Source organism: Paenibacillus sp. 2003 (assembly GCF_031455635.1).
In the GTDB taxonomy this organism is placed as follows: Bacteria; Bacillota; Bacilli; order Paenibacillales; family Paenibacillaceae; genus Paenibacillus; species Paenibacillus amylolyticus_B.
This window is the reverse complement of the sequence record NZ_JAVDTB010000001.1, coordinates 14,551-38,953: the sequence shown is the minus strand read 5'-3', so window position 1 is coordinate 38,953 and position 24,403 is coordinate 14,551. Positions and strand designations below refer to the sequence as shown.

The following is a 24,403-nucleotide window of genomic DNA, read 5'->3' as shown; positions in this document are numbered from 1 at the left end:
TGTATCGCCTGAATAACCCGCTTGAAAATGCTTCTTAGCGATCAAGGGCGTATGCCCACAGTAGGAATGCTGTGTTATCAGATGTCATCGTCTTCTTTGTTATACCTCACCTATAGTAATCATTAATTATCGTATCACGGTAGCTGAATACTGGTTGTTGCGCTGCTTCGTTCGTTGTTCGAAAGAATAAGCTATACGAATTAAAGTTGGTTTACTGAATGCTTTCCCAGCAAAAGTTATCCCAAATGGTCCACCGTTTTCTCTATGCCACACTGGAATGGCAATAGATGGATAACCTGCTATCGCGCATATATCCCCCAATATAACCAGGAAATATTATCGCATCTAATTGATTACGGTCTATAGCGTAATTAATCCCTTGATTCTGTATAGTCCTAGTATCATCTTTATTTCCTCCCCATCTTGTCGTTTTCAGATAACTAATCTGTATACACGAATCCTTAGTCACGATAACACCCCACTATGGTGATCAACGTTGAGGTAGCGTGTTATATTGAAATAACTTTTTTATTCTGTTAATCTTTTATCTTGAATAATTCACTATAGATTTTACGCAACTCAGTTGAGTTATCATGCCACTGAATGGGCTTACCATTGATAATTTGAAACAAGACATCCAGACACCTATGCCACCCAGCGGCGGTATTCACTGCCCATGAATCATCGTTAAACGTATGGGTAAAGATCATTCGACACCCTTTATCTTCTGCCTGCAATGAAATGTTAATCAGATCATCAACTTCACGGAAACCAAATACATATGGCTTTTCTAACTCTGTAATGGTCCCCTCATATGTCGTTCCTTCACCATCATCGAAAGCAATCCTGCCACCAAGTCTGAGATCCATCTTTCCTGTTGCGAAAGGATACCATTGGGCGAAGGAACTAGGCTCCGTGATCACATGGAAAACATCTTCTGTATTATGATGAAGAAATCGTTCAAATCTCAAAGCATATCGACCGTTTGACTCCTGTAATGTACCATATTCATTCATCATTGCTTCCTCCTTTTACATCACATATACCCATCTTCATGTTCACCAACATCAAAACCCAACACTTTTGACGCTTCCAACTTAAATGTTTCTATCCAGGACATCCATACTTCGCTGTTCATCTGTGCATAAAAGGATAATCCACTAGACTCAACGGATGCTTCAATGAAAACATCATCCTCTTCAGTTCCAAACCAATATGGAATTCCACTTTTATAACCCATCCACCCTGGCATACACTCATATACTTTAGAAACTTTATCCCACACCTCATCAGGCAGGTCATATCTTATATTTAGATTGCAATTATGAGAGTTTATGTTGTGCATTTACATTCTCTCCTTCTAAGTCAATTTCACCTTAGCCGTTCAAAAGAGTCTTATTTCAAATTTCACTTATGTAATTCTAATCTCTTCAAGTCAATAATAAACTGTTGTTGTTTCAGAATATCCAAGCCGAGAAGACCTTTATGATCTTTAGGCAATATGCCTACATCGATTTCTATATTCTCAATGCTGTTTGCACCTATTAAAATCCTATCCATGATTTTGGTGTAGAAAGGAATACTCCCTCCAATCCCGTATGCTTCAAAAATTGAATCCCCTGTTTCGTAAGTCACCCCAATTTCCTCTAAAACATCAGGACTAATGATCGTATGTGAAGATCCAGTGTCTATAATAACATCGTCTATTTCCAGTGTTTTTCCTCTAAATGTAACGGTAAGTGACGTTGTAATTAGCTGTCCATCATAGTTAATTTTCATTATTACGTCTCACTCTCATTAATGGATCTTTACGGAGATGAATCACAAAGTCTTGATTCGAAGTATGATATACAACGTTACCAGGCTCTACTCGAAAAAACTCTTTATTCGCATCTTGTTCTGATACGGTGCGAATTGGTGCAACTTCATCTACGATTTTTTTGTTATCTTCCTCATGATAATGAATGATAGAAACCAGAACAAATTGGTCAGGAAACAGTTCTCTAACCTCTTGCCATTTCATGTGTTATACCTCCTGTTATTCGTAATGGTTCAACTTTCTATCATTTTAACATATACCCTTACTTCATATATCATTCCATCCTGTATTCATAACAGGCAACCTAGTCCAATGACAATGAATCCTCACTCTAGTATGTAAAATGTACAAAGAAACCGTCTCCTTTGGTATATGGTTGCTCTCACTTCCATTTACTACGGAACGGTTTCTTTTGTTTTTCCTCATGAAAAAGCTACCTGCTCAAGCCAACAACGCCTGTTCAATCTGATCCACAATCCCATTAATACCTGTCGGCCCATAACAGCCGATCCATGTCGCGGCATCTACCGAATGTATTTGCTGTCGCTCATCCTTATCAAGCATCCCCCGAATACGTTGCTCTGTCGTGGATATTCCCTCCTGCATGAGTTCATTGCTAAGCAGAAAGTAGTGGCTGGCTTGGACAGCTGGTAATCTATCAACAGAGATATGATAGGCTGTGTCAGCGGTATCGGATACAAATAGTGGAACAGGCAGACCCAGATCACGGTACAGCACAGCGCCTGTACGATGAGCGGCAGAATGTACACGAACGAGAGAGTCCAGCGGACGAATCAATGCTACACTTTTACCTGCCAGTACTGCAGCCAGTTCTTCGGACAGCAAAGCAGTACGTCGATGATAATCGGCAAGTATTCGTTTAGCCTCTGCTCGCTTGCCTGTCAGTTCACCGAACAGACTCAGGATGGTCTGCCAGCTCTCATTACGCTTGAACATAATCACTGGAGCGATCTGGCTTAACCGTTCATAATGCTGATCATGCACCTCGGTGCAGATAATCAGATCCGGCGACAATCGTTCTACCGCAAGCAGATCAGGGTACTCATACGTTCCGAGTAATTCGGTACCCTGAAGTCCTGCTCGGATATATTGAGGGAAATTGACCACCGCACTACCAGATCCTACACTTCCTGCTGGAGACAACCCAAGCGCCAGCAAATGATCGGCATATTGAACATCCAATACGGCGATCCGCTGTGGTGATTCAGTAACTTGATATTCACCTCGCATATGGCAGATCACCGGACCTTGGGCCGACTCGTACGAAGAAGCTGTGCGATTCCGCAGTAAGGCTTGAGCATACTTTTCATCTAATTCTGAAGCGGCAGCAAGTCGATAACGCAGCGGAGGAACGCCATAATATTTCTTAAACGCCCTGCTGAAATAATACATGTCGCGGTAGCCCATTTTGTCAGCAATTTCCCCAATGGAAGCATCCGTATGAAGTAACATCCGCGAGGCATTCTCCATCCGCAACTGGATGACGTATTCCATCGGCCCGAGCTGCTTCTCTTGTTTGAATCGTCGCTGCAACTGCCTTACGCTGCATCCAACGAGGGCTGCCAACTCTTTTAGCTCCAGATTCTGGCGATAATGCGATGATATATAGGACACGACCACATCCACCATGTCGGACTCTGCTCCACCTTGACCACGTTCATACTCCATGATCAGATCGTAGATCATCCCCTGGAGCAATGCATTGGCATGAAAACGTTCCAACCCTTCGCCGCGACGCCATTTGGCAACGATTTTTTCCGCATTCTGAATCCATTCTGCTTGCGTCACAGGGTTCTGAATAAACGACGTTTGCAGCGGGTGTTTGCGATACGAGGGTAACGCATGGGAGGCTCCTCCCAGGGAAGAAGCCTTATACATAATCACGATATAATAAAGTTCGTCTGATCTGGCCATCAGTGTAAAGGATGTTCCCCTCGCCACATGACAAGCAAAAGAAGCTCCAATGTGGCAAACTTCACCATTCATTGCAAGCTCCCCTTCCCCGCCTACCGCCAGCAGCAACACATTTGAAGTTAATTCGGTTTCGTGAAGAACACTGCCAGTCTGCAAAGTACCGCTATACCCGTCGATCATCTTGATCGTCGTATCACTCCATAGACTTGTCTGTTCTTGCAGCGGCATTTCTCTCATCTCCTGACAATCGCATAGGTAAATTGTTGCTGTTGTCATTTTAATTGAGATTCTTTCTCATTGTCAATTTTCGGACATTTGAGACAATATTCCCCTGACATCTGGTAATAGAAACAGCAGGTGATCCGCTCACTTTTGGCAACATGCACATTGTCCTCACAATCGGTGAAGCGTGTTAACGGATTCTTCCTCTCACCAAACACCTCCCCGGATGCAACCTGCGTCAGATATGAAAAGTCCTCTTGAATGATCTTACTTTCCTGCTCTGTCTCGGCTTCATCAGGAGCGAATAGTCGGCCTATCCGTACCATAATATTCTCCCAGAGAATACTCATCGAAAGAGGTGCAATCGCAGCAAGTGTCTTTAACAGAGGTGTCAGCTGTACCGCAAACATCTCCTGGACTGCCTTTTCCCGCCATACGCTCCTGTCTCCAGTCAGTTCTTCAGCCTGAATTCCATTCACCGCTAGAAAAGGAAACCGTGTACCGCCCTCCTGATCTGAGAGCACCGGATGATAGAGATAACTGTTTTCCAGCTGAAACGTTACATGCTGATGATGAAAAGTCATCGCAGTCACGAGCGGAGTCGTCCATAGAAAGCCAAGCCTCTTGGCTAACATGGAGGCTGCAACTTTCATGTCAGGCGCATCGATATAGTTCTGAAACCAGCGGATATACTCTCGACACGCCTCTTCGTCATGCAACTCACTCAAAGCAATGGTACGGACACTATGTTCAGGCGGTTCACCGAGCAAAATCGAATAATCCTCTACCGTCTCTTTCCATAACTCTGTCGAGAGATATGGGTTCATATTAGTTCGATCCGAGCAGGGCTTCCGCTGCCTGATCTACAATCAGATTAATCGCAAGCGGTCCGTAGTATGCAATCCACAGTGTGGAGTTTACGTCATACGTGCGGTTATTTTTCACAGCATCAAGAGACTGCCATACCGGATTGTTCACCATCGCCTCAGCTTCTGCCGCAAACAGTTCATCCGACAGCACAAAATAACGATCTGCCCCGATCTCAGGCACTTTTTCCATCGAGATTTCTACGGAACCATCTTCATTAATCTCCTGTACCAAAGCAGGCATCTTCAGCCCCAAGTCATTGTACATAATACCGCCAATGCGGTGCTCAATACCGTGAACACGAATTCCTTCTTTTCGTGGACGAATGATCGCCACCGTTTCATCACCCAGCTTCTCTGACAATTGTGTCTTCAGCCCGGCAATTTTGTCTTCATACGCTGTACGCACTTTCTCTGCCTCGTCCTGCTTGTCTGTAATCTGAGCTACTGTAGCTAACGTCTCCCGCCAATCTTCGTAGAAATCGAGTACGAGGGTAGGTGCAATTTTGCTTACACTTTCATACTGTTTCTCCTGGAAGTCGGTCATGATGATCAGATCCGGGTCGAGTGCAACAATGGCTTCCAGGTTAGGCTCGTCCCGTGTACCCAGAACTTCTACGCCATTCGGTTGGTCTCCTAAATATTCTGGAAAATCGGTATTCCCTCCTGCTATAACACTTCCTGCCGGTTTCTCGCCAATCGCTAACATCTGATCCAAAAACTTAACATCGAGAATTGCAATTCTCTTCGGTTTTTCGTTTAGAGTGATGTCACCCTTCATGCCCTTGATCGTTACGGGAAAAGCTCCGTCCGTATGCGTTTCCGCATTCGCAGGTGTCTTCCCTGGTGTTGTTGCAGATTGCTTACCGCTATCTGTACCTGTTGCAGCACCGCAAGCCGTCAATACAAGAATAAGGGCCAGCATCAAGCCCATAAGTAATCGTGATTTGTGAGCAGTATAGGCTTTATTACCAGCCGCTTGCTCCTTTGTTCCTTGATTCATGATGAATCCCCCTTATGTATAATACTGATAATGATTTTCATTATCGAAACATAAAGAGAGTATATACGATCTCCGCATCGGGTTACCATGTACTTTTGCGACATTTGAACCGGACTAAAGCGACATCATGAGCGCTTATCCACCCTTTAATGTTTCGGTGATGTATGCTTGCAGTCGGTAAATGTCTGAAAGAAGATCTTCTTCTTCCGGCGTATTTCCATACTCCCCTAACCAACGCGGTGTACGGATATGCCACTCATCTGTCAGGTATTGCTTTACATCGCGATACTCTACAATATGTCCCAGGAAATATTCCAGTGAGCCGAAGGATTGTTTATTGCTATCCTTAATGATGGATTGTGTTTTTCCGATGATCACCTGCAACATATGTTGGATATGGTCTTCTGGATTCATAGCTTTAGTTTCCATCCGTAACCTCCCCCTATCTCTATACAAAAAAATGAATTAGTATATTATTCAAATGAGCCTCCTATTGCTAAACGTAGAATTCTGTTCTTATCGAACACAAGGAATCGATGCCCATTGAGTATTGAGACATCGATTCCTATCCTCTAATTATGGAGGTGAATAACGAGTATGCGACCAAGCATGAAGTATGGCATTATTGTTAGCGCAGTTATTATTGTCGTTGTTCCTATTATCATTGGATTTTATATGTTGAACAAGGTTATCGATCCTGACGAGACAATGGTTACGAGAACTGAAGTTTCTCCTGAGCTTATTACTATACAAGGTGGATTTGCAGACAGTATTAGCAGATATCATGGCTACTACCTTTCACATCATAACAATTCACTTTACATTCAGATTAAAGGCAGTAAACTTCCTATCGGTGGTAGTAAAGACTTCACAATTTCATTTTCTAATACTTATGGGAATGTTGATGAAATCTACTTATTAGGTCCTGGCAACTCTAAGAAAAAGATTTGGCCGGACCCCTAACTTTCATTGGAATGGATATCATATGATCTGACACAATCAGCTTCAGTCTCTTCTGCTTAATTTCTTAAATGCGGAGTATTCCTGATCGGATTTCATATAGCTTAATATCTTTTCCGCACATGCAGCTGAGCTAAGCTCTTCCGTATTCACTTCCAGATCATATTCATCATAGGAGTAGATGTAGTCAAACTGGGAATGGGCAAGTCCAATCTCGCGATCTCCCCTGCTCTGCTCTCTTCTGGTGAGTTCTTCTTTTGAGCACTGCACGCCTACAAACAATATCGGATAATCCGATAGTAACTCATAAAAATCATTAAACCACTTGTCATTGCTTATGACCGTATCCACGATGACATTCAGACCCATCTCCGAAAACAGTTTAATGGTTGCACAGTACAACGAATTGATGGGGTCGAACAGGATATCGGTCATCACATGGTGTTCCACTTCTCTTGTTGGATTCATATCTGGGTATGTATTGTCGATAAATTGATCATAATTATGCAAAAATTGATCTACAGATAGATGATGAAACGGAATGTCTCCCTGATTTTTCATTTCCATCGCAATGCTTGTCTTCCCCGAACTTGACGTACCGTTCAAAAATATAATGAGTCCTCGTTCCATATTGATCACCCTTATCATTAGATTTATTTTATCTTATTTTCTTTTCGTTGTTCTCTCATTTTGGCTAATGCTCGTTTGGCCGCTAGTTTCCCATTATGCATTCCTTTTTTGGAGACTCTACTAATTTTTCTCTAGCCGGCGTGTAACGATGGAACCCCATAATCTGGCATGCTCTCTCTTGAACATACATATCTTCATCATCTATATATTTCATCAGAGAATCCAGATGGCTTTGCGGGGTTAATGCCATAATGCAATAAATGTACTGACAACGAACATCCTCATTTAATCGTGGATCAGACTCAATTACATCGTTCAATTCATGAATACAACTTAAGTCTTCATTCATTTGATCTCTACTAAGTTCAATATCGCTGGGATAGTCTTTCTTCAATTCATCCCAATCCTGATGAGGATTTCGTTCCAATTCACGTATGAATGAGCCTGCACTCTATAAGCTGGAGCTATATCCGTCTCCTCATGGCTGATATAACTTATCCTGTACTGGCATGCACCTTCCACATGTAAGCCTATGTAGTTCGAATGATCATCTGTCCATAAAGGAATCATATTGTGGTACACCTCTATTCCAGCCATATCATCCAATGATTCAACGATCTCGTCGCGCTGCATTAATCGGAGAAAAAACTTGTAATCCTTCTGTTTCTGAAGATGAACTTCTAACTCCTCAACGATTGTAGCAGGTAAAGTAATACCGCGTCTGTTAAATAGATCAGCAAACATATTTTGTCCCCTCCACAATTCATACCATATCAATCATACAAACAATCGTAACGTTTTAACGTTTACCAATGTATAGCTTCGTTTGTGTCCAATGAAGATTATAGCCATAGCAGTATAGCTCAAAGTATGGATATAAGCAGTTTTCCGCCTCTTGCAAACCTTGATAACGGGGCCATTGCAAGTAATAGGCTACCCAATAATCGCAAGCGATGGAATAGTAGGCTTCGCTCAATATTTCGATAGCTTCATTGTAATCTTTGCGTGAGCGAAGTAGGTCACCAAGTGCTTCGTAAACGACCTCGCTATCCTCTTCATCCGTGCCTTGAATCAGTCCTTGTTCTAACTTGCTAATTTCCCCTGGTGGTAGTGCAACCACTTCCTTTACACACGCCAAAGCCCCGTATGCTTTCTTAGCTACGTCTGCTAGTTCATCATCCTCCGGCACCATGGAGAACAGACTCTTCAATCTTTGAATTAGTTCTTCCCCTAGACCACGGAGCGTTTCCTCGGAAGCATCCTCATTTCCACCATTGAAATAACCCGGCACATATTCGCCAGCGAATTCCTCTGGATTCAACATCTCATAGATCAGACGTATTCTGTCCAGAAAACACTGGCCCTCTGGAATCGGCTCAAACACACGTTCAATCCCTGCTCCCGATGGCATAAACCATTGAAAAAATCCGTAGAGATGGTCTGCCTCAACCTGTTCATCATCTTCTCGCTCAATATCTTCTCCGCCCATCGATAATAAATAGCGGCCATATTCTTGTTGATCCATTCGTACCATCTCCTCGTTTGTTCCACCGCTTTACCACTTTTAGTTTGGTACAACCAATTCACAATAATTTTCAAATATGTGTATAGTAGAAATGAAGCAAAATACTTTCAATATACTAAATCTAACAGAGAGGATGAGGTCATGTCTTTTTTCAAAAGGAAGGTTGTACTAGTCTCTATATTATTCATATTGGCTATCTCTGCTAGTGCAATCGCTTACGTAAATGGTCAATCGAAACCGGATGTCCCCATTCATAATGTCGTTAACCTTTCAGCTAACTCCCTAACATTCCATGAAATAGATAAGCTGGATGCGTTCGTTGAACTGATCGTTATTGGTTATGCAACAGAAGATTTCAGAGATCGAGAGCATGTTATTACTGCATTTGATGATGGAACCATGCAGTCCTTTCACACCAATACAAACATCAAGATTGAAAAGATATTAAAGAAACCCGACGATTTCCCTTCGGATCAGAACGAATTGACAATCATTGAACCCGTTAGCCTCGAAGGAGACGTCAAATATACAGTTAATGACTATGTAGAACTACAGAAGGGTGATAAAAGTGTGCTTTTCTTGATGAAAAACACCTTTGGTGATTATGGATTAATCAATGATAACTTGGGCAAATTCAGCCTTGAAGGGATAACTCAATATAGTGTACCTCAATCCTCCACTGCACAAGCGTTATCAGAATACGAAACATTTCGTAACTCTGTCATGGAGAAGTATAATCCGGATTAAGGTTTTCATGATGCAACGATCATCCCTTTGCGGACATAGCTGCTCCCTTCAATCTATTGCACTTCTTTATCAAGACTTACGGCAAATGATGAAGTTATCGATTTTTGTCTAAAATCATTGGGTATCACTTTAATCTCCACATTTAGATGTATAGATTCAGGAAGATTCATTTCAGTTATATTCTCATGACCAATGAAGTAATGATGCTTTTCATTCAGTTCTATTAAACCTCCACCTGTTGAGCCAGAAGTTGAAATCAAATGTCCGTCATGATAAAGCTCATAAACAATATTATATTCCTCCAAACTGAATCCTTTCACTTCATATCCAATCTTGATTTGATTTTCCGTGTAATCAGCATTTCGTAAACTGATCGCACCACCATTGACCATTTGGGTCTGAATTGCAATATTTGCTTCGGGCATCTCCGGTTTCTTTAATAAATAGCCTACTTTTAGGTACCATATAGCTACATTCCCCCCTGCTCGATCAACATCAGAAAATTGTCTGGGATCATCAATCATCCATTCCATTCGGGATTATGATCGATTGAATTTCAGGTTTTCCCGCATTATCCTAGAAATACATTGTTAATTCTGTCTCGATCATAATCTAGAATCCAATCGTTATATTCTGAATAGATATCCACTAGCGCTTCCCTTGATGCTGAAATAACATCGCAACCTCTATCATCATAGATATGAAATATCGTTTTCTTACTTATATTAATGAAATACACCCTATGATAAATCTTTGGCTTAATTCCAACATCATGATTACATATAGCTTTGATTAACTGATTATATTTCAAGTCCTCAACTCTACATTTAGTCCAGTACCTATACATGTTGTTCCTTGGGTCTAGGATGTCATCCGATTCACAATCCAAACCTGGAATTATCTCAAGGCTCAAGGCTCTAATCGGCCCTTTCTTCTTGATATATTTCCTGTACAGGTTCAATTTCTTCACTTTGTGTTTAGGCTTATCTGCAAAATAAGCTTGAGTTATTAATAGGACTTCATCTTCTTGATCATGAAGAGCCTTAAATAATTCAATTGATCGATGATAAACTTGTTCCATGTAATGCTCTGTATCCATTCCAAACATCAGAGGATTGCCAAGCTCGAATCGTATTGCAACATCCCAATTATAAAAATGAGGCGGTTCTAAGGTCAGGTTTGGAAAATGCTCTGCCAGGTACGTCTTCAGATCCATTCTGTGGCCTCCGTCTCTTCAATAGTTGCCGATTTGACATATGAAAAATTAACCCCATAACTTTCCGTTATGACCTTCGTCAACGATCCTGAGTTGTGTTTCAAAATCTCCGTTCGGTTCGATATCATCGATGAAATGCCATTTGCCTTTACTGTCTTGCCAATACACTTTCCATGCCTTCTCATCCAATCTGAACTGTGCTACCGGCATCTATACCCATTGATCACTTTGAAAGGTTTGTCTTTCTTCAATCAACGTCACATGTTGTCCTCTGATTTTATAACTAATCTTTATCTGACTTTACACATGCTCGGGTACAGCCTTCTCGGTGTAATGGTCCATAATCTTTTGAATGCCTTTCTTCGTAAAATCATCCATGCTCTCTAACTCTCCTGCCTTGATCCGTTTTGCTTTGATTATATCATGTTGTTTTCTCCGATTTAAATGATGCTTTTAGTGTTGTAAAAGGTGAAACGGAGCGCGGCTTATGCAATGGCAAGCCGCGTCAGGATGAGGTGCTGCTCCCAATGGGGCAGTACTTCATGGGGTTGCCATCATGCAAGTGTGCTCATGCTGCCATCACGAGCACACTTGCATGATGGCAACACTTGGTGCATCACGATAGCTACGCCGTGATGCCCGCAAAAAAGCGCCGCGACTTCATCGTCGTGGCGCTTCCTCCTGCTGCATAAGCCAATCGGTCATGCAGCTTGTGTTACGCTACTGCGTCCCATAGGTGCATCCCCCAAGGTCGCTGATTGAATATTATGTTATACAACGGAATCACAGGCTTCATTAAATAATACTTAGTAATGCACAAGTGTCAGATTGGAATTTTCCTTGAGTTGGAGTCACATTATTAAAATCCTATTTTTCGTAATTAAGTTTACATTTGTATCAAATCCACAAACTATCGTTCCATCTGCCCGCGAGCCTCATTATTATGCAAAATGCATTGATACGCAAAAAGGCAGCTTCTGTTTTACACATCTCTGCCTATTTGCATATTAACTTTTTTCCACCCTTGCGTTTAATCAAATTCAGTATCGCTGGAGCTGATACAAATGATTGTTCAACCTTTTATACCGCTAAATGTAATGCCGCTAATAAACGTCTTTTGAAGAAAAAAGAACAAAACAATAATAGGTAATGTCATCAAGGTGGATACCGCCATTAAAAGGCCCCATTCGGATCCCTTTTGACTCTGAAATTGCTGCAATCCGAGCGAAACCGTGTAAGATGGTTCATTGGTTAAATAAAGCAAGGGGCCCATGAAATCAGTCCAGCTCCCCATAAATTGAAACAATGCCACGGCTAAAACGGCGGATTTGGCTAGTGGAAACATGATCTGTAAATATATGCGGAACTCACTAGCGCCGTCCAAGCGGGCCGCTTCGCGCAGGGCATCAGGCAGTCCCATGAAAAACTGCCGCAACAGAAAAATGTAAATGGGCACTCCAAAAAATTGGGGTACAATCAGTGGAAGAGGTGTTCCTACCCAACCTAATTTAGTAAACAACAGGAATAGAGGAATCATGGTCACCTGTCCGGGGATCATCATAACAGCAAGGGTAACAAAGAAAAGTAAACCTCTCCCACGGTACTCTAACTTGGCAAAACTATATGCAACCAAGGGACAGGATATGATTACACCAAGCGTACTAACGATTGTTATAATCGCCGTGTTTTTCAGATATGTCCAGAAAGGGATGTACTCAACAGCACGAGAATAATTACTCCACAGAATTGGACGCGGAATCCACTCTGGTGGGAATGTAAAGATTTGTGTGAGTGGTTTAAGAGAAGTCGAAAGCAGCCAAATGAACGGAATCATGAAAAATGCAGAAGCAACAATTAGACATACATAGGCTAATGCACGATTGATTCTTTTGATAGCGGTAGGATTCATCCCTTACTTCCTCCTTATTTCCCTTGATAATGAACCCAGCGTTTAGACGTAATAAAAATAATTCCGGTTAATGCCATAACGATAATAAATAAGATCCAGGCCATTGCGGAGGCATAACCCATTTTGAAATACCTAAAGCCGTTCTCATATAAATACATGACGTAAAAAGTCATGGAATTTGCAGGAGTTCCTTGCCCTTTGGTCAATGTATAGGGAAGAGTAAACTGTTGGAATGCACCAATCATTCCCATGACAAGGTTGTAGAAAATAACGGGAGTGAGCAAAGGCAGGGTTACCTTTCTCGTTTTCTGAAACCAGTTAGCTCCATCGATTTGCGCCGCTTCATAGTACTCCTCAGGGATGTCTCCTAATCCTGCAAGGTAGATAACGACAGCTTGCCCAATACCCCAAAGCGACATCAGAATGAGAGAGGGCTTGGACCACGACTCACCACCAAGCCAAGCGGGCCCATCGATACCGATATTCGCTAACATCCCGTTCACCAATCCGAAGTTTGGATGTAACAGCCACATCCACAGAACAGCCAGAGCTACTTGTGGCACGAGAGTAGGCAAGAAAAAGATCGTTCTGAATACAGCCATACCCTTGACCTTCATATTCAACATCATAGCGAGTGCCACACCGAAAAATATACTTAAGGGAACAAAAAATACGGTAAAATAAAGCGTGTTGTATATGGATTTCCAAAACAGAGGATCATGGAACAGATCTCTATAATTATTCATTCCGACAAATTCACCAGGCTGCAGAATGCTGTAAGTAGTGAAGCTGAAGTAGATGGACATTAGCATGGGAATTGCATAAAAGCATAGCAGCCCTATAGCCCAAGGTGAAGCAAACAGCCACCCAATCACGTTAGTTCTGTGGAGTGCTCGTTTCCTTGCCGATGGAATTGCTTTTACTTGAACTGGATCGGCCAGTTTCGCCATGTACATTCTCCTTCCAATTGTCATTCATGAATAGGCAAGGAGAGAGTTCGCTCCCTGCCTACCGAGCACCCTATTTGTCGTATTTTTCTAAAGCCTTATTAACAGTCTCTGTTACTCTATCCAGGTTTTCTTTCGGAGTACCGTTACCGCGGGTAGCCTTTTCCGTAGCGGAAGCTAACTCATTCCACAGCAGTTGTCCTTCAGGAATAACTGGGCGGTTATGTGAATTGGGCAAAATATTAATAAATTCCTTCATAATCGGATCGTCCTTGTAACCGTATTTGTCGTTAACCGAATCGATAACGGAAATTTGAGAGTCAGCGTTTAATAACGTTTGCCCCTCTTCTTTCCCTAAGAATTCGAGGAATTCCCAAGCAGCAGCGACGTTCTTGGCGCCTTTAGGGATAATAGCGGACCCGCCTCCCGACCATGTCGTAAAATTAGTACCTGTTGGGGTCGGTATGGGTGCAACACCGTAGTTTAAATCCGGCTTAAATTTTTCGATACCCTTCACCGTGAAGTTTCCACTTATCTTCATGCTGACTTGACCAGAAATGAACGGATCCATTTCCTCCGAGCCAGCTGCGCTTGTGAATCCGGCAATATCCTCGACATTGTATTTTTGGCCGAAGTCGGTCATCCATTGTAATGCTTCAACGACTTTAGGATCATTTGCGGTAATTTTGCCGGTGGCAGCATCCTGGAATTCTCCTCCAAATGCCCATCCCCAAGTATACAGCCAGCCTTGCGAATACCATGGGATGAACCCGATCCGTTTGAAACGTTTACCTTCCTTGATGGTTAACTTATCGGCGGCCGCTTCAAGCTCGGCGATCGTTTGCGGTGGTTTGTTGGGATCCAACCCTACTTCTTTGAAATGATCCTTATTGTAAAATAGCAGGCGAGAGTCCGTATCCATCGGCATTGCATAAAGCTTTCCTTGATAACTGGACTCCTCCCATGCAAATGGATAATACATTTCCTTACGAATTCCGGATTCTGCTGCCATCGAGGATAAGTCAGTCAGAGAACCTTGCGCAGCCCAAGTACCGACCTTAAAACGGTCGAAAAGTGCAACGTCAGGAGGATTGCCGCCTGCGACTGCAGTCAGCAGCTTCTGATCGGATCCCTCGTTGGATTCTGTATAAACCAAATTCATTTTGATGGTAGGATTTTTCTCTTCAAATGCCTTCACGACTTTATTCATATTATCTAAATCAATTGAGGTAAGACCATGCCACATCGTAACCGTTGTAATCCCCTCTCCGGCCTGATCGCTAGAGCCTCCCTTCGTTGAACAAGCCGTTACAAGTAGTAACATAACCAGAAAGCAAACAAGAATTGGAAATGCGAATCTTTTGGATCTCCTCATTCAAAGTCCCCCTTAAGTTAAATGAATTCGTTTAACTTGAATTCCTATAGGATCCACTTCATTTTCTGATCATCCACAACTTATGTAAGCGCTAACAACTCTGGTGATATGAACTATTAAAATCAGAAAATGATGAACACCGTGAATTTGTTATAAGAACCCACTAGTTATACTAAGTATATTAATATGACATCATAAAACATGTCAATTGCAATATTACGACATCCCTATTCATGATCTATGGCTATAATTTAGATATAGAAATCGCGTTTCATATGTCTGATATCAAAAAAAGTGCCGATAAGCCCCTCGGGACTTCTCGACACTTTGAACAATATCCTTGCTTTTGTTTAGCTGCACTTGTATAAACCCTACCCGTTATTTTTCACGACCATACGATGTTTAATAATGTTCAGCTCGGGAACTGCTGTTCCATGCAATTGAGAGATTAACATATCCACTGCCAATTCACCCATCTGCTTCTCATCCTGCTTAATATGAGTGAAGATGGGTTGACCCAGGTAATCGTTCAGGGAGTCGAAACAAACGATTTCGAATTCCTCCAGAGATTTCCCCATCGAGTGGATGACTTGAGCCAGCATGGTAGCTATTAGAAATTCCGATGCGACAAACGCCTTTACATCAGGGTGTTGTTTCAAAAAGTGCTTTACTGTTTCTTTATCACTTTCAATCGCTGTTCCATTTATGTTCTTGGGAAGGGTGCCCTTCAAGTTCGTCAATACATAGTTTTTGTTCAAATTCATTCCTTCCTGGGTGAAGGCAAACGTATATCCGAGCAGCCTTTCCTCCAATGTTGAAGTGTTCTCTTCCGGCGGAGATAAAAAGGCAATTTTTTTATGACCTTTGCTAATCAGATGACGCGTAAGATCCATGGCTGCTTTCTTATTGTCTGTATATACCGAACAAACCGGAATTCCTTTTAGATATCTATCGGCCAAAACAATTGGAAACCGATCTAATACAAGTCGAAGCAGTTCAGAATTATAGTGTTGACCATGAATGGGGGTCACGATTAATCCTTTGATGCCTAAACCAATAAATAAGTCGATCGCACGTTTTTCCTCATCCCGATCCCCGCAAGTTCGCTTGATAATGAGTTGATAATTATGCTCAGCACTCCGCTTTTCCATCGATCTAAGAAGTTCCAGGCCAAACTCGTCAGAAAAATTCGGTATAATAAACCCGATCACCCGCTTATCGTCCTCAGGAACCAAAGTTGTTCTTACTTCTGAATAATGCTTCGGTTCTTGTCCTCCAATGATACCATCGGCTACATATGAACCTTTTCCTTGTATTCGTTTAATAACCCCAGAATCTGCCAATTTCTCCAAAGCCTTTTTAGATGTAATACGACTGACGCCAAATTTTTCAGCCAACTCTTTTTCAGAAGAGACCCGGTCACCTTCTTTTAAACGACCTTCTTTAATCTCTTGTACAATATAGCTATATATCTGCTCGTATAAATGCAATTCCACAAAACCACCCTGACATCATAATATTAATATACTAAGTATATTACACAAGAAGTAATTCGCAAAGTTACTGAGAATACCGACGAACTTCTGTAGCACGGAATAAAAGGCCCTTAGTCTACAGCTCATTCCCGTTTATCTTGTGGATATGATGGTGGTGAATTTCCTTGAAGAAGGTCGAATGCCTCCTAGAGGCTTGATGATTGTACAGGCTTCCTTTCTAGTGTAAACGTTCTTATAGATTCAATACGTCTTTTATCTCTTATGAACGAAGTAATTTAAATTCCTTTAGATCAATAGCAAATTCTCCTTCCGTCAGTATATCGAGTCCCAAAAGTCCGTTAATGTTGTGATATTTAAATGAAGTAAAATCTATGTATACATCCTTTAAAATAAAATCCCCTACCTGTATTTCCTCGATTCGCTTACTGAAGGAATGCTCTTTACCTCCAATCCCGTAGCTGGTTATGATCTCATCGTCCCTACTCACTTGTATCCCAATCTCATCTACTTCATCCTGTGGAATCAAGCTGTGACTGGCTCCTGTATCGATCACAATGTTCGATATCACTTTCTTTTGCTTATTAAAATGGACTGTTATTTCCGTAAATAACAGTCCGTCTCTATATTCAATATTCATTTAAAGATTTCTCCTTAATCCTATATTTTTCCGTACTTTCACAACGATTTGATTTTTGGAAGTATGATAAACCAAAGTCTTGTCTCTACTGTTCAATAATTCACGAGTCGCTTCTTCATCACTGATCGGGCCAATACAGCCACATCATCAATGATCTCTTGATTGTCGGTTTCTTCAGAATGAAGAACTTCGAATTTGACGAATTGATTCGGAAAAATTTGTTGAACTTCTTGCCATTTCATCATTGTCCCTCCTCTGTTTGATGCTTATATTATACCATCTCATAGCCTATAACTCTCACTGGAATTTCACCTAACATTCACTGTATTCACGACCCAACGTATGTTGGGTATCCGGCGAATGCAGGACCCAGGGCGTATGCCCGCAACGTGAATATGATGCTAGATGATGGATAAGTCTTCGTTGAGTTGCTCTCCAAATGTTCAATAGGCTCTTTTATGATTGACACAAAAGTATTTAATCCCAGTCCAAATATGCTTGTATTTCTAATTCTTCGTCCTTACAGTCAGGACACTTTAGAAAATTCTCTTCTATTTCATCTAGCAAAGGCTTTTTAGGCATTTGCATGTGACAACATGGACACTCAAAGTTATTTGTATAAGAATAATCTTTTGATGTTATATGCAGGAATGTACGATTTAATAAGTATCCACATTGTTGACAAACATAAAGCCCGTTATAACATTCAAAACTTGTATCTTCTTCATTCATATATTTTATGATTTGTTGCCGCCCTTCTTCTTGTTCATACCATTCCAAAATACTTTTCAAATCTATGTAGTTAAAACCAATTCCTAAAGAAACATTTTGATTGTAAGAGCAATGTTTGCAATTTAATGTATAAGCCACTCCCATATAAATAACCTCTCTCTTAAGAATGGATTTTACTTATCTTTCAACTAACGTTCCTGTATTCATGAACTCCGAAGGAGTTGTCTGCTGAAATCCCTCTTCGAAATTCCTTCCCGCAGACCCAGGCTCCAGAGGAGCCGCAGCTTGAATATTATGTTATGAGATGTTATTGCCATCTTTGAAATCTCTCTCAAGTTGGTTCCCATGAAAAGCTTTTATCATAAACTCTCTGTCTGGAACGTTTAACTGCTCAAAGGACTCCAAAAATGCTTTATTGTCATATGTGGTTCCTATCAGTTGTATACTCATTGTTCTTTTTTGCAGTTCTACTATCGCGTATCTTGCAATCGCATGATCATTACAACCTAAAGCTCCAGGATTCAAATAAACTCTTTGATCTGTCTTGAAGTAATGGATTGGATGATGATGACCAAAACAAACGAGATTGTATGGTGATCCTTTATACTTTGCGTCTAATGCTAATCCTGAAGGGTTCTCATCTATTATTTCTCTTTCTTCTTTATTCATATGATAATGGGTTATTAATATTTTTTGCCCTCCTACTTCAACATCTAATGTTTGAGGGAGATTTTCTATAAACTTGATATTTTCTTTTTTGAGATTCCTACCTACCCACTTATGATGTTCAGCAATCATTTCATGACCCGGCAAGGTATCCTTCCCTTGCAGTAGTTTTAAAACCGCTTCTTCATGATTGCCTGAAACCGCTGTTACATCCTTTCGATTCATTATCTCTTCAAGCACTTCGTTTGAGTTAGGACCAATGCCAATCATATCACCCAAACAATATGTATATTCGATATCTCCACGGAAATCAATATCAGAGAATACCGCACTCAATGCCGGGTAATTACCATGAATATCAGTTATAATTGCAATCTTCATCTGTCTTCTCCTTCAATAATTATTATTTATCTTGATTTTGCTTGCAATAATTTCTCATAACGTTTCTTATATTCGCGACGTCCGACTAAGTCGGATGTGTCCGGCTGACTCAACACCCCTGCCAATATCTCCTGCCGGACCGAGGGCGAATGCCCGATGCGTGAAATGGTGTTATCGGATGTCGGCACTACTTTGAATTACATACTCATTAATTTATTTGCTTTTTCTATTAATTCATGCCAACTACTCGAATAGCTTATATTCATTCCCCAACCAACGTCTCTGAGATCCTCACGTAATTTTACATAAGCTTTTATTTCTTTTTCATCAATTGAATAATTGGGAAAGCCTGAGTAAGAGGGGAATTTCTCGAAATATCGAATTAGTCTCATTAGTATTTCATCATCTTCACTTGATAATTTATTGAACCGATCTGCTACACTTCTAGTCATGTATAATCCTTCAATTACATCCTCTACTTTCTCATTTACATTATTAGGCTCATCCCAATTATTTTGAATTTGAAACATAATTGCACCTTCGAGTTGAATGATATTACTAGCTATCATTCTAGATCCCATATCGGATTTAACTTCATTCATTTTTTCATCTTGATAATACAGAATACTAATTGCAACAATAATCATTACAAGTAGAATAGATATTGAAATGTAATATTTCTTCATCAGTTCTCCTATATCATTTTTTTTGTTTTTCCGATTTCCGATAACGTTCTGGTATCTACGAGCCCTCACTGCCTTAAAGGAGCGTAGCGACTGGCCGCGATGCGGTTAGGCTGTGAGGGTTGTCTGCTGAATATGCTTCCTCGAAATTCATCTTGCAGACCAAGGAGCATCAGCTCCGCAGCGTAGAAGCATTGTTATCCGATGCCCCTTCTTCTAGGATATACTACCTCTATTTTTCCCTACTTTTATTTGCAAGTTTTTTAGAATTCAAAGTCTAAATTAATGTCATCAAAACTATATGAGTTAGATTTTTTCATTTTAAACTTTTGATTTAGATTTTCAGCCCCAACATGCACTACTAAACTTTTTATCAAGAGATTATAGATAAAAATCTCCTTTAACACTTCATAAGTTTCTTCTTTATTTACTTTACTCATATTAGAAAGAATATGCTTCGAAATGAACTTCTGTGGTTCGAGTCTTAATTCAATATACTGGTAAACATCATAATCACTAAACTCCTTTTCTTTCGCAGTTTCCATTAAATATTCATAGAATCCATTTATACTTCTTTGAGATTGTATAACCTTTATAAATCCCTCAACTCTTTTATGTTCTATGAACTTCTTTAAATAGAATACAATCACGAAAACAAAGACAGTAAAAACAATAATATTTAAAATTGATTTGTCTAAAGGAGAATATTTGAAAATTTTGCCCGTAATTTGCTCAATTTGTGTCAACACTGCAATTAACGTCGAAAGTATAATAGTTATTCCTAATACTTTAAAGTTTTTTGAGGTTGGTCTATATGTTGATATTAATTCATCAGATTTCTCCGAAATTTTACTTGTTCGTAAAGTTTTCATTTCGCTTTCCAGTGATTTTACTTTATTTGATAAATTACTGCTTGATGATTGAAGAAACAGAATCTCATTCTTATATCTTTCCAATTCTTTTTCATTTTTTATCATTTCTTGCCGTCTCTGAAGCATTTCAAATTCTTTGTCATATACAGTTAGTTCCTTTGGGTTAATCATCCTATCTTTGTTTATATAATCTGATAGTTCATCTAAGTATTTATAACAATCCTTAAACCTATTCTCAGCATCTGATTTTTCATCTTTGTCAATAAATAAATCAGGATGAGTTTTAGATCTGTATTGATATAATTTTTCATATAAATCACTTGGAGTAATCTCATAATCGATATCTAGAAATTCCCTTACTGTTTGAATTATTTCCGAACTTAAAGAAATTGACATCTAAAATACACCTCGTAATAATTTATTTGTATTTCCAAGGGGTTTCGGATAACGTTCCCGTATTCACGACTCGACACATGTCGAGTGTCCGGCGAATGCCGGATCAAGGGCGTATGCCCACAGCGTGAATATATTGTTAGGCGATTTTCGTAGTTATTTTTATAATACTTTAAACTTTTCAAAATACATCTTATGAACTTCTTTGCCTTCTGGGAGAGGATAATAAACATCTTTATAATGCGATTCTAAAGGATCACTATAATTCCCGAGTTGTCTACGTAAAATAAACTCTTGTAAATTAGATAAAAAATAAGATATACCTAATCCACTTGGTAATTTATAAAAACTATATTCTGCAAAGAACTCATCATATTCTTCTTTAAACGGCCACAATTTAATAAACCTTCTATCTCCTAAGCAAATATTATTAACACAAACTTTTAAATTTTTCGGTAAAATTTCATTAAAGTGATCACGTTGTACAATTTTATTATCAAAAAACTTTTTCATGTAACTTTGATAAGCTTGGTCTTTTCTTTTAACTTCGCTATATGCAAAAACCCCATTAAATATTGAAATGTCACGTCCATTAGAAATAATAAGACCGTTCTCGTTAGCTTTATCAACTATTTCTAATAATTTGGAAGGTTCTATTGAACTCTTAACCTCGATGATACCTATCACATTTTCTGGAGTTGTAACAATAAAATCTCCCTCTGAAAAAATAGGTGGTATATTATTCTCATAAATTATGAGATCTATCTGCTTGGTTATGCGATTTTTGTTCCTTACGAATCCAGTTCCTACGGAGAGGTTTTTGGGAAGAATCCTTTTTAAATAATTCATTAATATGATTTCTTTATATCGTCCTTCTTCTGCCCAATTAGCATCGTCGATAAGGTGCCGAACACGTAACTCGTGCGCTTTAAATTCCTTGGCAATTGACTTTTGATATTCTAAGTAATTAGGCATTTTTCTTACTTGCACCTCCAAGTTTGTGTTTTGATGATTTAAACATATTTGATTTTAAGAATTTCGCCTAACGTGTTGTGTTCACGACGTCCATTCCCCTTAGATAGCTCTTATCTTAGGGGAATGGATGTGTCCGGCTACTTAGAGCTACATCGAATTTCTTCTGCCGGACCGAGGGACGAATGTCCCGAAGCGTGAATATTGTGTTAGGCGATGCCCTTGCCATCCTGTATTACTACATGGGTTCTATTCTAATATTTCATACTTCGCTACTTGTTCTTCTCTAAATACAGTCTTTGTATTACTAACAGCGTCTTTAAGTCTCTCGACTGTAAAACTTGAAATTGGCCTTGGTAATTCATCCATTCCAAAAAAACCATAAGAATCAATCTCTTGATTATCTACTTCCAACTCACCTTCGTAAGCATGTGATCGGAATGTATAAATGTATCTATTCTTGTGGGGTTGAAAATACATTCCTGAGACCTCAATGTCTTTTGCTGTTATATTTATCTCTTCCTTAAGTTCTCTCTCTGCTGCATCCCATGCTGATTCACCATCTTCGACCATCCCGCCGGGTAAAGACCATTGCTTCTTTCCATACGTATGATGAACTAATAAAACTCTTTCTTGACCATCTATTATAATGATTCCTGAAGCATCTTGACCTTTCATCATTGGCACTCCTTTTTACAAGTATTTGCAAGGGTTTCGCCTAACGTTCCTGTATTCACGAACCCCGAAGGGGTTGTCTGCTGAAATTCCCCTCCGAAATCCTTCCCGCAGACCAAGGCTCCGAAGGAGATGCTGCTTGAATATTATGTTAGCTGATGTAACTGACTCCTTGAATTACTTATATTATGAATTCCTTTAAAATATCTAGTTCATCTTTTAGACTTGTTTCTATTTTTTCAATCCATTCATTATTTGGATTTCTAATCTGTATTGGAAAGCTTCTTTTATTCAAAAGATAATACTTCAATTGAAGATAACTACTAATCGGGAAGTCTTGGGCATACCATTGTTTTCTATATCCCAATATCCCATGATCCCTCAGTAATGCCTCCATAAATTGTACAACTTCTGATATGAATTCATTTAGATTACATTCCTCACTGAACTCTAATTTCCCTGGCAGTGTCTTTATCCCACCATCATATACCATAATATTAATTTGTATCTTTTCTTGTGATTTCATTTCAATTTTCCAGTTATGAATAGCGGGCTCCGAATCCCAATCAAAGTAAACTATATTTTTAATTTCATCTTGAGGGGTACATTCAGGTAGTAATAATTCAACTGACCTTACTAAGTCAACTAATGGTTCTGAGAGATAGCTTGGAAAAATATATATTTCTGAATCTCCAATTTGTAGATAAACATCTGCCCAACCAATATTATTTAAAGTATAAGTGAACTTCATTTTATCTCACCTTTTTAATGTTTCGGTTATTTCAGCTAACGTTTCTGTATTCATGACGTCCGACAAAGTCGGATGTGTCTGCTGAAATACTTCTTCGAAATCCATCCAGCAGGCCAAGGCTCCAAAGGAGCCGCTGCTTGAATATTATGTTAACTGAAGTCCTGTTCTTTTTGAGGTACTTCAATTCTCACCTTCTCGCTTTTCTAACTATATCGAATAAACTTCATAAACTCTTTCCCAAAATCAGTTATATAAAGCACACTAAACCCTTCTCGACTAGCATCTCTATACGTATTACCAACTATTTTAGTATCCACAAGTAGTGATTTGGATATTAAATCACAAATATAAAATTCATATCTACCGTGAACTTCAATAGTAGTTAGGTGCCCTGCTTCTCTCTTGATTATTTCTAAAATTTTATCTTTATATGATGCACTCTTTAATGTACTTACCGCACCGTCAGAACCTTCTTCGATATCCATACTTCCTTCTCTTCCCGTATTTTCGTATAAAGACAATATTTCTAGTTCTATATAATCTAGCCTAGTTACAAGGTCTAAAAATGTCTCTTTAAAATCAGACTGATATTCTGTGGTCATTCCTGAAACTAATATATTGCGGAATATCTTAAGTTTATACTCACTCTTGGTATCTATTACACGCTTGATTACTGCAAAAAATATATCATTAAACTCTTCAGAATTAATAATATTTTCATCAATCTCAATCTCTAACGTACTCAAATAGTTTAGAAATTGTTCCACAAAATTGTTTATACGTTTCTGTTCAATTCTACTTCTATAATCAAACAATACTTCATTCAAAGCCCCGCCGATATATGGAAACGTAGATATACTTGCTTTAACTATACTTGTAATAATCTCTTTATTTTTATCATCCATTAAAATACCACTCCATGCCATTATTTCATTTATAGGATTTCAGTTAACATCTTATTTATGTACTTCGTAAATACCACAGATCCTCT

General features: G+C 39.6%; 30 protein-coding genes and 2 pseudogenes. 2 read left to right on the top strand and 30 right to left on the bottom strand.

All coding sequences use genetic code 11. From position 1 onward, the window contains the following. Positions 1–106: 106 nt before the first annotated feature. The 9 genes and pseudogenes from J2X75_RS00215 to J2X75_RS00175 all read right to left on the bottom strand — a co-directional run. Positions 107–388: pseudogene (locus tag J2X75_RS00215) on the bottom strand (amidase); the annotation flags it as partial. 148 nt (positions 389–536) lie between these two features. Continuing rightward, positions 537–1,019 carry an SRPBCC family protein gene (locus tag J2X75_RS00210; RefSeq protein ID WP_310333562.1) on the bottom strand — a complete coding sequence of 161 codons (483 nt, stop codon included), beginning with the start codon at positions 1,017–1,019 and terminating at the stop codon, positions 537–539. A 17-nt stretch (positions 1,020–1,036) separates the two neighbouring features. Beyond that, entirely contained in the window at positions 1,037–1,345 is a 309-nt protein-coding gene (locus tag J2X75_RS00205; RefSeq protein WP_310333561.1) for a hypothetical protein, read from the bottom strand. A 62-nt stretch (positions 1,346–1,407) separates the two neighbouring features. Beyond that, entirely contained in the window at positions 1,408–1,779 is a 372-nt protein-coding gene (locus J2X75_RS00200) for a retroviral-like aspartic protease family protein (protein ID WP_310333560.1), read from the bottom strand. Next, on the bottom strand, positions 1,769–2,023 hold the full coding sequence (locus tag J2X75_RS00195; RefSeq protein WP_310333558.1) for a hypothetical protein: 255 nt from the start codon (positions 2,021–2,023) through the stop codon (positions 1,769–1,771). Before J2X75_RS00195 ends, J2X75_RS00200 begins: the two co-directional genes overlap by 11 nt. Before the next feature lie 237 nt (positions 2,024–2,260). Next, on the bottom strand, positions 2,261–3,982 hold the full coding sequence (locus J2X75_RS00190) for a helix-turn-helix domain-containing protein (RefSeq protein WP_310333557.1): 1,722 nt from the start codon (positions 3,980–3,982) through the stop codon (positions 2,261–2,263). Between the two features lie 44 nt (positions 3,983–4,026). Beyond that, on the bottom strand, positions 4,027–4,803 hold the full coding sequence (locus J2X75_RS00185) for an IucA/IucC family C-terminal-domain containing protein (RefSeq protein ID WP_310333555.1): 777 nt from the start codon (positions 4,801–4,803) through the stop codon (positions 4,027–4,029). Position 4,804: 1 nt separating this feature from the next. After that, positions 4,805–5,845, bottom strand: coding sequence for an ABC transporter substrate-binding protein (locus J2X75_RS00180; protein WP_310333553.1), 1,041 nt, complete (start codon positions 5,843–5,845; stop codon positions 4,805–4,807). A 135-nt stretch (positions 5,846–5,980) separates the two neighbouring features. After that, positions 5,981–6,274: a hypothetical protein gene (locus J2X75_RS00175; protein WP_310333551.1), complete on the bottom strand. Its 294-nt coding sequence runs from the start codon at positions 6,272–6,274 to the stop codon at positions 5,981–5,983. Between the two features lie 168 nt (positions 6,275–6,442). Between J2X75_RS00175 and J2X75_RS00170 the strand changes: the two genes are divergently transcribed. Beyond that, positions 6,443–6,808 carry a hypothetical protein gene (locus tag J2X75_RS00170; RefSeq protein WP_310333549.1) on the top strand — a complete coding sequence of 122 codons (366 nt, stop codon included), beginning with the start codon at positions 6,443–6,445 and terminating at the stop codon, positions 6,806–6,808. Positions 6,809–6,850: 42 nt separating this feature from the next. Here J2X75_RS00170 and J2X75_RS00165 read toward each other — a convergent pair whose 3' ends face one another. The 4 genes from J2X75_RS00165 to J2X75_RS00150 form a co-directional block, all read right to left on the bottom strand. Next, the gene (locus J2X75_RS00165; RefSeq protein WP_310333548.1) at positions 6,851–7,435 is read right to left on the bottom strand and encodes a chloramphenicol phosphotransferase CPT family protein; all 585 of its coding nucleotides are present in this window, start codon (positions 7,433–7,435) and stop codon (positions 6,851–6,853) included. A gap of 82 nt (positions 7,436–7,517) precedes the next feature. Continuing rightward, positions 7,518–7,829: a HEAT repeat domain-containing protein gene (locus J2X75_RS00160; RefSeq protein WP_310333546.1), complete on the bottom strand. Its 312-nt coding sequence runs from the start codon at positions 7,827–7,829 to the stop codon at positions 7,518–7,520. Then, positions 7,826–8,179 (bottom strand): hypothetical protein, encoded by a 354-nt coding sequence (locus tag J2X75_RS00155; RefSeq protein ID WP_310333545.1) that lies wholly within the window; start codon positions 8,177–8,179, stop codon positions 7,826–7,828. Before J2X75_RS00155 ends, J2X75_RS00160 begins: the two co-directional genes overlap by 4 nt. Before the next feature lie 55 nt (positions 8,180–8,234). Then, positions 8,235–8,960 carry a hypothetical protein gene (locus J2X75_RS00150; RefSeq protein ID WP_223869002.1) on the bottom strand — a complete coding sequence of 242 codons (726 nt, stop codon included), beginning with the start codon at positions 8,958–8,960 and terminating at the stop codon, positions 8,235–8,237. A 141-nt stretch (positions 8,961–9,101) separates the two neighbouring features. On the opposite strand from J2X75_RS00150, the gene J2X75_RS00145 reads away from it, so the two are divergent. Continuing rightward, positions 9,102–9,707, top strand: coding sequence for a hypothetical protein (locus tag J2X75_RS00145; protein ID WP_310333543.1), 606 nt, complete (start codon positions 9,102–9,104; stop codon positions 9,705–9,707). A gap of 53 nt (positions 9,708–9,760) precedes the next feature. Here the strand turns inward: J2X75_RS00145 and J2X75_RS00140 are convergent, their stop codons facing one another. The 17 genes and pseudogenes from J2X75_RS00140 to J2X75_RS00060 form a co-directional block, all read right to left on the bottom strand. After that, complete coding sequence (locus J2X75_RS00140) at positions 9,761–10,240, bottom strand: hypothetical protein (protein WP_310333542.1); 480 nt, start codon at positions 10,238–10,240, stop codon at positions 9,761–9,763. Positions 10,241–10,278: 38 nt separating this feature from the next. Beyond that, positions 10,279–10,923, bottom strand: coding sequence for a DUF3885 domain-containing protein (locus tag J2X75_RS00135; protein ID WP_310333541.1), 645 nt, complete (start codon positions 10,921–10,923; stop codon positions 10,279–10,281). 48 nt (positions 10,924–10,971) lie between these two features. Then, on the bottom strand, positions 10,972–11,133 hold the full coding sequence (locus tag J2X75_RS00130; protein WP_261313685.1) for a DUF3024 domain-containing protein: 162 nt from the start codon (positions 11,131–11,133) through the stop codon (positions 10,972–10,974). An 862-nt stretch (positions 11,134–11,995) separates the two neighbouring features. Next, on the bottom strand, positions 11,996–12,832 hold the full coding sequence (locus J2X75_RS00125) for a carbohydrate ABC transporter permease (RefSeq protein ID WP_091015157.1): 837 nt from the start codon (positions 12,830–12,832) through the stop codon (positions 11,996–11,998). 14 nt (positions 12,833–12,846) lie between these two features. Continuing rightward, on the bottom strand, positions 12,847–13,782 hold the full coding sequence (locus tag J2X75_RS00120; RefSeq protein WP_310333539.1) for a carbohydrate ABC transporter permease: 936 nt from the start codon (positions 13,780–13,782) through the stop codon (positions 12,847–12,849). A 70-nt stretch (positions 13,783–13,852) separates the two neighbouring features. Further along, entirely contained in the window at positions 13,853–15,154 is a 1,302-nt protein-coding gene (locus J2X75_RS00115) for an ABC transporter substrate-binding protein (protein ID WP_307538723.1), read from the bottom strand. 371 nt (positions 15,155–15,525) lie between these two features. Continuing rightward, positions 15,526–16,650, bottom strand: coding sequence for a GntR family transcriptional regulator (locus J2X75_RS00110; protein ID WP_310333537.1), 1,125 nt, complete (start codon positions 16,648–16,650; stop codon positions 15,526–15,528). 259 nt (positions 16,651–16,909) lie between these two features. Further along, complete coding sequence (locus J2X75_RS00105) at positions 16,910–17,287, bottom strand: retropepsin-like aspartic protease (protein ID WP_310333536.1); 378 nt, start codon at positions 17,285–17,287, stop codon at positions 16,910–16,912. Continuing rightward, a pseudogene (locus tag J2X75_RS00100) lies at positions 17,288–17,529 on the bottom strand (hypothetical protein). 235 nt (positions 17,530–17,764) lie between these two features. Next, entirely contained in the window at positions 17,765–18,163 is a 399-nt protein-coding gene (locus J2X75_RS00095) for a hypothetical protein (protein ID WP_310333535.1), read from the bottom strand. A 153-nt stretch (positions 18,164–18,316) separates the two neighbouring features. Then, a complete protein-coding gene (locus J2X75_RS00090) occupies positions 18,317–19,066 on the bottom strand; it encodes a metallophosphoesterase family protein (protein WP_310333534.1) in 750 nt (249 codons plus the stop codon). Positions 19,067–19,263: 197 nt separating this feature from the next. Further along, a complete protein-coding gene (locus J2X75_RS00085; protein ID WP_310333533.1) occupies positions 19,264–19,752 on the bottom strand; it encodes a hypothetical protein in 489 nt (162 codons plus the stop codon). A 260-nt stretch (positions 19,753–20,012) separates the two neighbouring features. Further along, positions 20,013–21,017 carry a hypothetical protein gene (locus J2X75_RS00080; RefSeq protein WP_310333532.1) on the bottom strand — a complete coding sequence of 335 codons (1,005 nt, stop codon included), beginning with the start codon at positions 21,015–21,017 and terminating at the stop codon, positions 20,013–20,015. Positions 21,018–21,176: 159 nt separating this feature from the next. Then, complete coding sequence (locus tag J2X75_RS00075; protein WP_310333530.1) at positions 21,177–21,989, bottom strand: DUF6602 domain-containing protein; 813 nt, start codon at positions 21,987–21,989, stop codon at positions 21,177–21,179. 246 nt (positions 21,990–22,235) lie between these two features. Continuing rightward, complete coding sequence (locus tag J2X75_RS00070) at positions 22,236–22,667, bottom strand: NUDIX domain-containing protein (protein WP_091017157.1); 432 nt, start codon at positions 22,665–22,667, stop codon at positions 22,236–22,238. A 175-nt stretch (positions 22,668–22,842) separates the two neighbouring features. After that, positions 22,843–23,412 (bottom strand): hypothetical protein, encoded by a 570-nt coding sequence (locus J2X75_RS00065; RefSeq protein ID WP_145320183.1) that lies wholly within the window; start codon positions 23,410–23,412, stop codon positions 22,843–22,845. Positions 23,413–23,615: 203 nt separating this feature from the next. Then, positions 23,616–24,317 carry a hypothetical protein gene (locus J2X75_RS00060; RefSeq protein WP_310333526.1) on the bottom strand — a complete coding sequence of 234 codons (702 nt, stop codon included), beginning with the start codon at positions 24,315–24,317 and terminating at the stop codon, positions 23,616–23,618. Positions 24,318–24,403: the final 86 nt, after the last annotated feature.

What these genes read in the sequence shown, in the direction of transcription:
- J2X75_RS00120 (WP_310333539.1), bottom strand. Translation starts at nt 13,782, where the DNA reads ATGGCGAAACTGGCCGATCCAGTTCAAGTAAAAGCAATTCCATCGGCA.
- J2X75_RS00155 (WP_310333545.1), bottom strand. Translation starts at nt 8,179, where the DNA reads ATGTTTGCTGATCTATTTAACAGACGCGGTATTACTTTACCTGCTACA.
- J2X75_RS00180 (WP_310333553.1), bottom strand. Translation starts at nt 5,845, where the DNA reads ATGAATCAAGGAACAAAGGAGCAAGCGGCTGGTAATAAAGCCTATACT.
- J2X75_RS00140 (WP_310333542.1), bottom strand. Translation starts at nt 10,240, where the DNA reads ATGGAATGGATGATTGATGATCCCAGACAATTTTCTGATGTTGATCGA.
- J2X75_RS00080 (WP_310333532.1), bottom strand. Translation starts at nt 21,017, where the DNA reads ATGTCAATTTCTTTAAGTTCGGAAATAATTCAAACAGTAAGGGAATTT.
- J2X75_RS00130 (WP_261313685.1), bottom strand. Translation starts at nt 11,133, where the DNA reads ATGCCGGTAGCACAGTTCAGATTGGATGAGAAGGCATGGAAAGTGTAT.
- J2X75_RS00085 (WP_310333533.1), bottom strand. Translation starts at nt 19,752, where the DNA reads ATGAAGAAATATTACATTTCAATATCTATTCTACTTGTAATGATTATT.
- J2X75_RS00200 (WP_310333560.1), bottom strand. Translation starts at nt 1,779, where the DNA reads ATGAAAATTAACTATGATGGACAGCTAATTACAACGTCACTTACCGTT.
- J2X75_RS00190 (WP_310333557.1), bottom strand. Translation starts at nt 3,982, where the DNA reads ATGCCGCTGCAAGAACAGACAAGTCTATGGAGTGATACGACGATCAAG.
- J2X75_RS00210 (WP_310333562.1), bottom strand. Translation starts at nt 1,019, where the DNA reads ATGATGAATGAATATGGTACATTACAGGAGTCAAACGGTCGATATGCT.
- J2X75_RS00165 (WP_310333548.1), bottom strand. Translation starts at nt 7,435, where the DNA reads ATGGAACGAGGACTCATTATATTTTTGAACGGTACGTCAAGTTCGGGG.
- J2X75_RS00075 (WP_310333530.1), bottom strand. Translation starts at nt 21,989, where the DNA reads ATGCCTAATTACTTAGAATATCAAAAGTCAATTGCCAAGGAATTTAAA.
- J2X75_RS00195 (WP_310333558.1), bottom strand. Translation starts at nt 2,023, where the DNA reads ATGAAATGGCAAGAGGTTAGAGAACTGTTTCCTGACCAATTTGTTCTG.
- J2X75_RS00065 (WP_145320183.1), bottom strand. Translation starts at nt 23,412, where the DNA reads ATGAAGTTCACTTATACTTTAAATAATATTGGTTGGGCAGATGTTTAT.
- J2X75_RS00095 (WP_310333535.1), bottom strand. Translation starts at nt 18,163, where the DNA reads ATGGGAGTGGCTTATACATTAAATTGCAAACATTGCTCTTACAATCAA.
- J2X75_RS00170 (WP_310333549.1), top strand. Translation starts at nt 6,443, where the DNA reads ATGCGACCAAGCATGAAGTATGGCATTATTGTTAGCGCAGTTATTATT.
- J2X75_RS00070 (WP_091017157.1), bottom strand. Translation starts at nt 22,667, where the DNA reads ATGATGAAAGGTCAAGATGCTTCAGGAATCATTATAATAGATGGTCAA.
- J2X75_RS00205 (WP_310333561.1), bottom strand. Translation starts at nt 1,345, where the DNA reads ATGCACAACATAAACTCTCATAATTGCAATCTAAATATAAGATATGAC.
- J2X75_RS00175 (WP_310333551.1), bottom strand. Translation starts at nt 6,274, where the DNA reads ATGGAAACTAAAGCTATGAATCCAGAAGACCATATCCAACATATGTTG.
- J2X75_RS00150 (WP_223869002.1), bottom strand. Translation starts at nt 8,960, where the DNA reads ATGGATCAACAAGAATATGGCCGCTATTTATTATCGATGGGCGGAGAA.
- J2X75_RS00125 (WP_091015157.1), bottom strand. Translation starts at nt 12,832, where the DNA reads ATGAATCCTACCGCTATCAAAAGAATCAATCGTGCATTAGCCTATGTA.
- J2X75_RS00115 (WP_307538723.1), bottom strand. Translation starts at nt 15,154, where the DNA reads ATGAGGAGATCCAAAAGATTCGCATTTCCAATTCTTGTTTGCTTTCTG.
- J2X75_RS00185 (WP_310333555.1), bottom strand. Translation starts at nt 4,803, where the DNA reads ATGAACCCATATCTCTCGACAGAGTTATGGAAAGAGACGGTAGAGGAT.
- J2X75_RS00060 (WP_310333526.1), bottom strand. Translation starts at nt 24,317, where the DNA reads ATGGATGATAAAAATAAAGAGATTATTACAAGTATAGTTAAAGCAAGT.
- J2X75_RS00090 (WP_310333534.1), bottom strand. Translation starts at nt 19,066, where the DNA reads ATGAAGATTGCAATTATAACTGATATTCATGGTAATTACCCGGCATTG.
- J2X75_RS00105 (WP_310333536.1), bottom strand. Translation starts at nt 17,287, where the DNA reads ATGAATATTGAATATAGAGACGGACTGTTATTTACGGAAATAACAGTC.
- J2X75_RS00135 (WP_310333541.1), bottom strand. Translation starts at nt 10,923, where the DNA reads ATGGATCTGAAGACGTACCTGGCAGAGCATTTTCCAAACCTGACCTTA.
- J2X75_RS00145 (WP_310333543.1), top strand. Translation starts at nt 9,102, where the DNA reads ATGTCTTTTTTCAAAAGGAAGGTTGTACTAGTCTCTATATTATTCATA.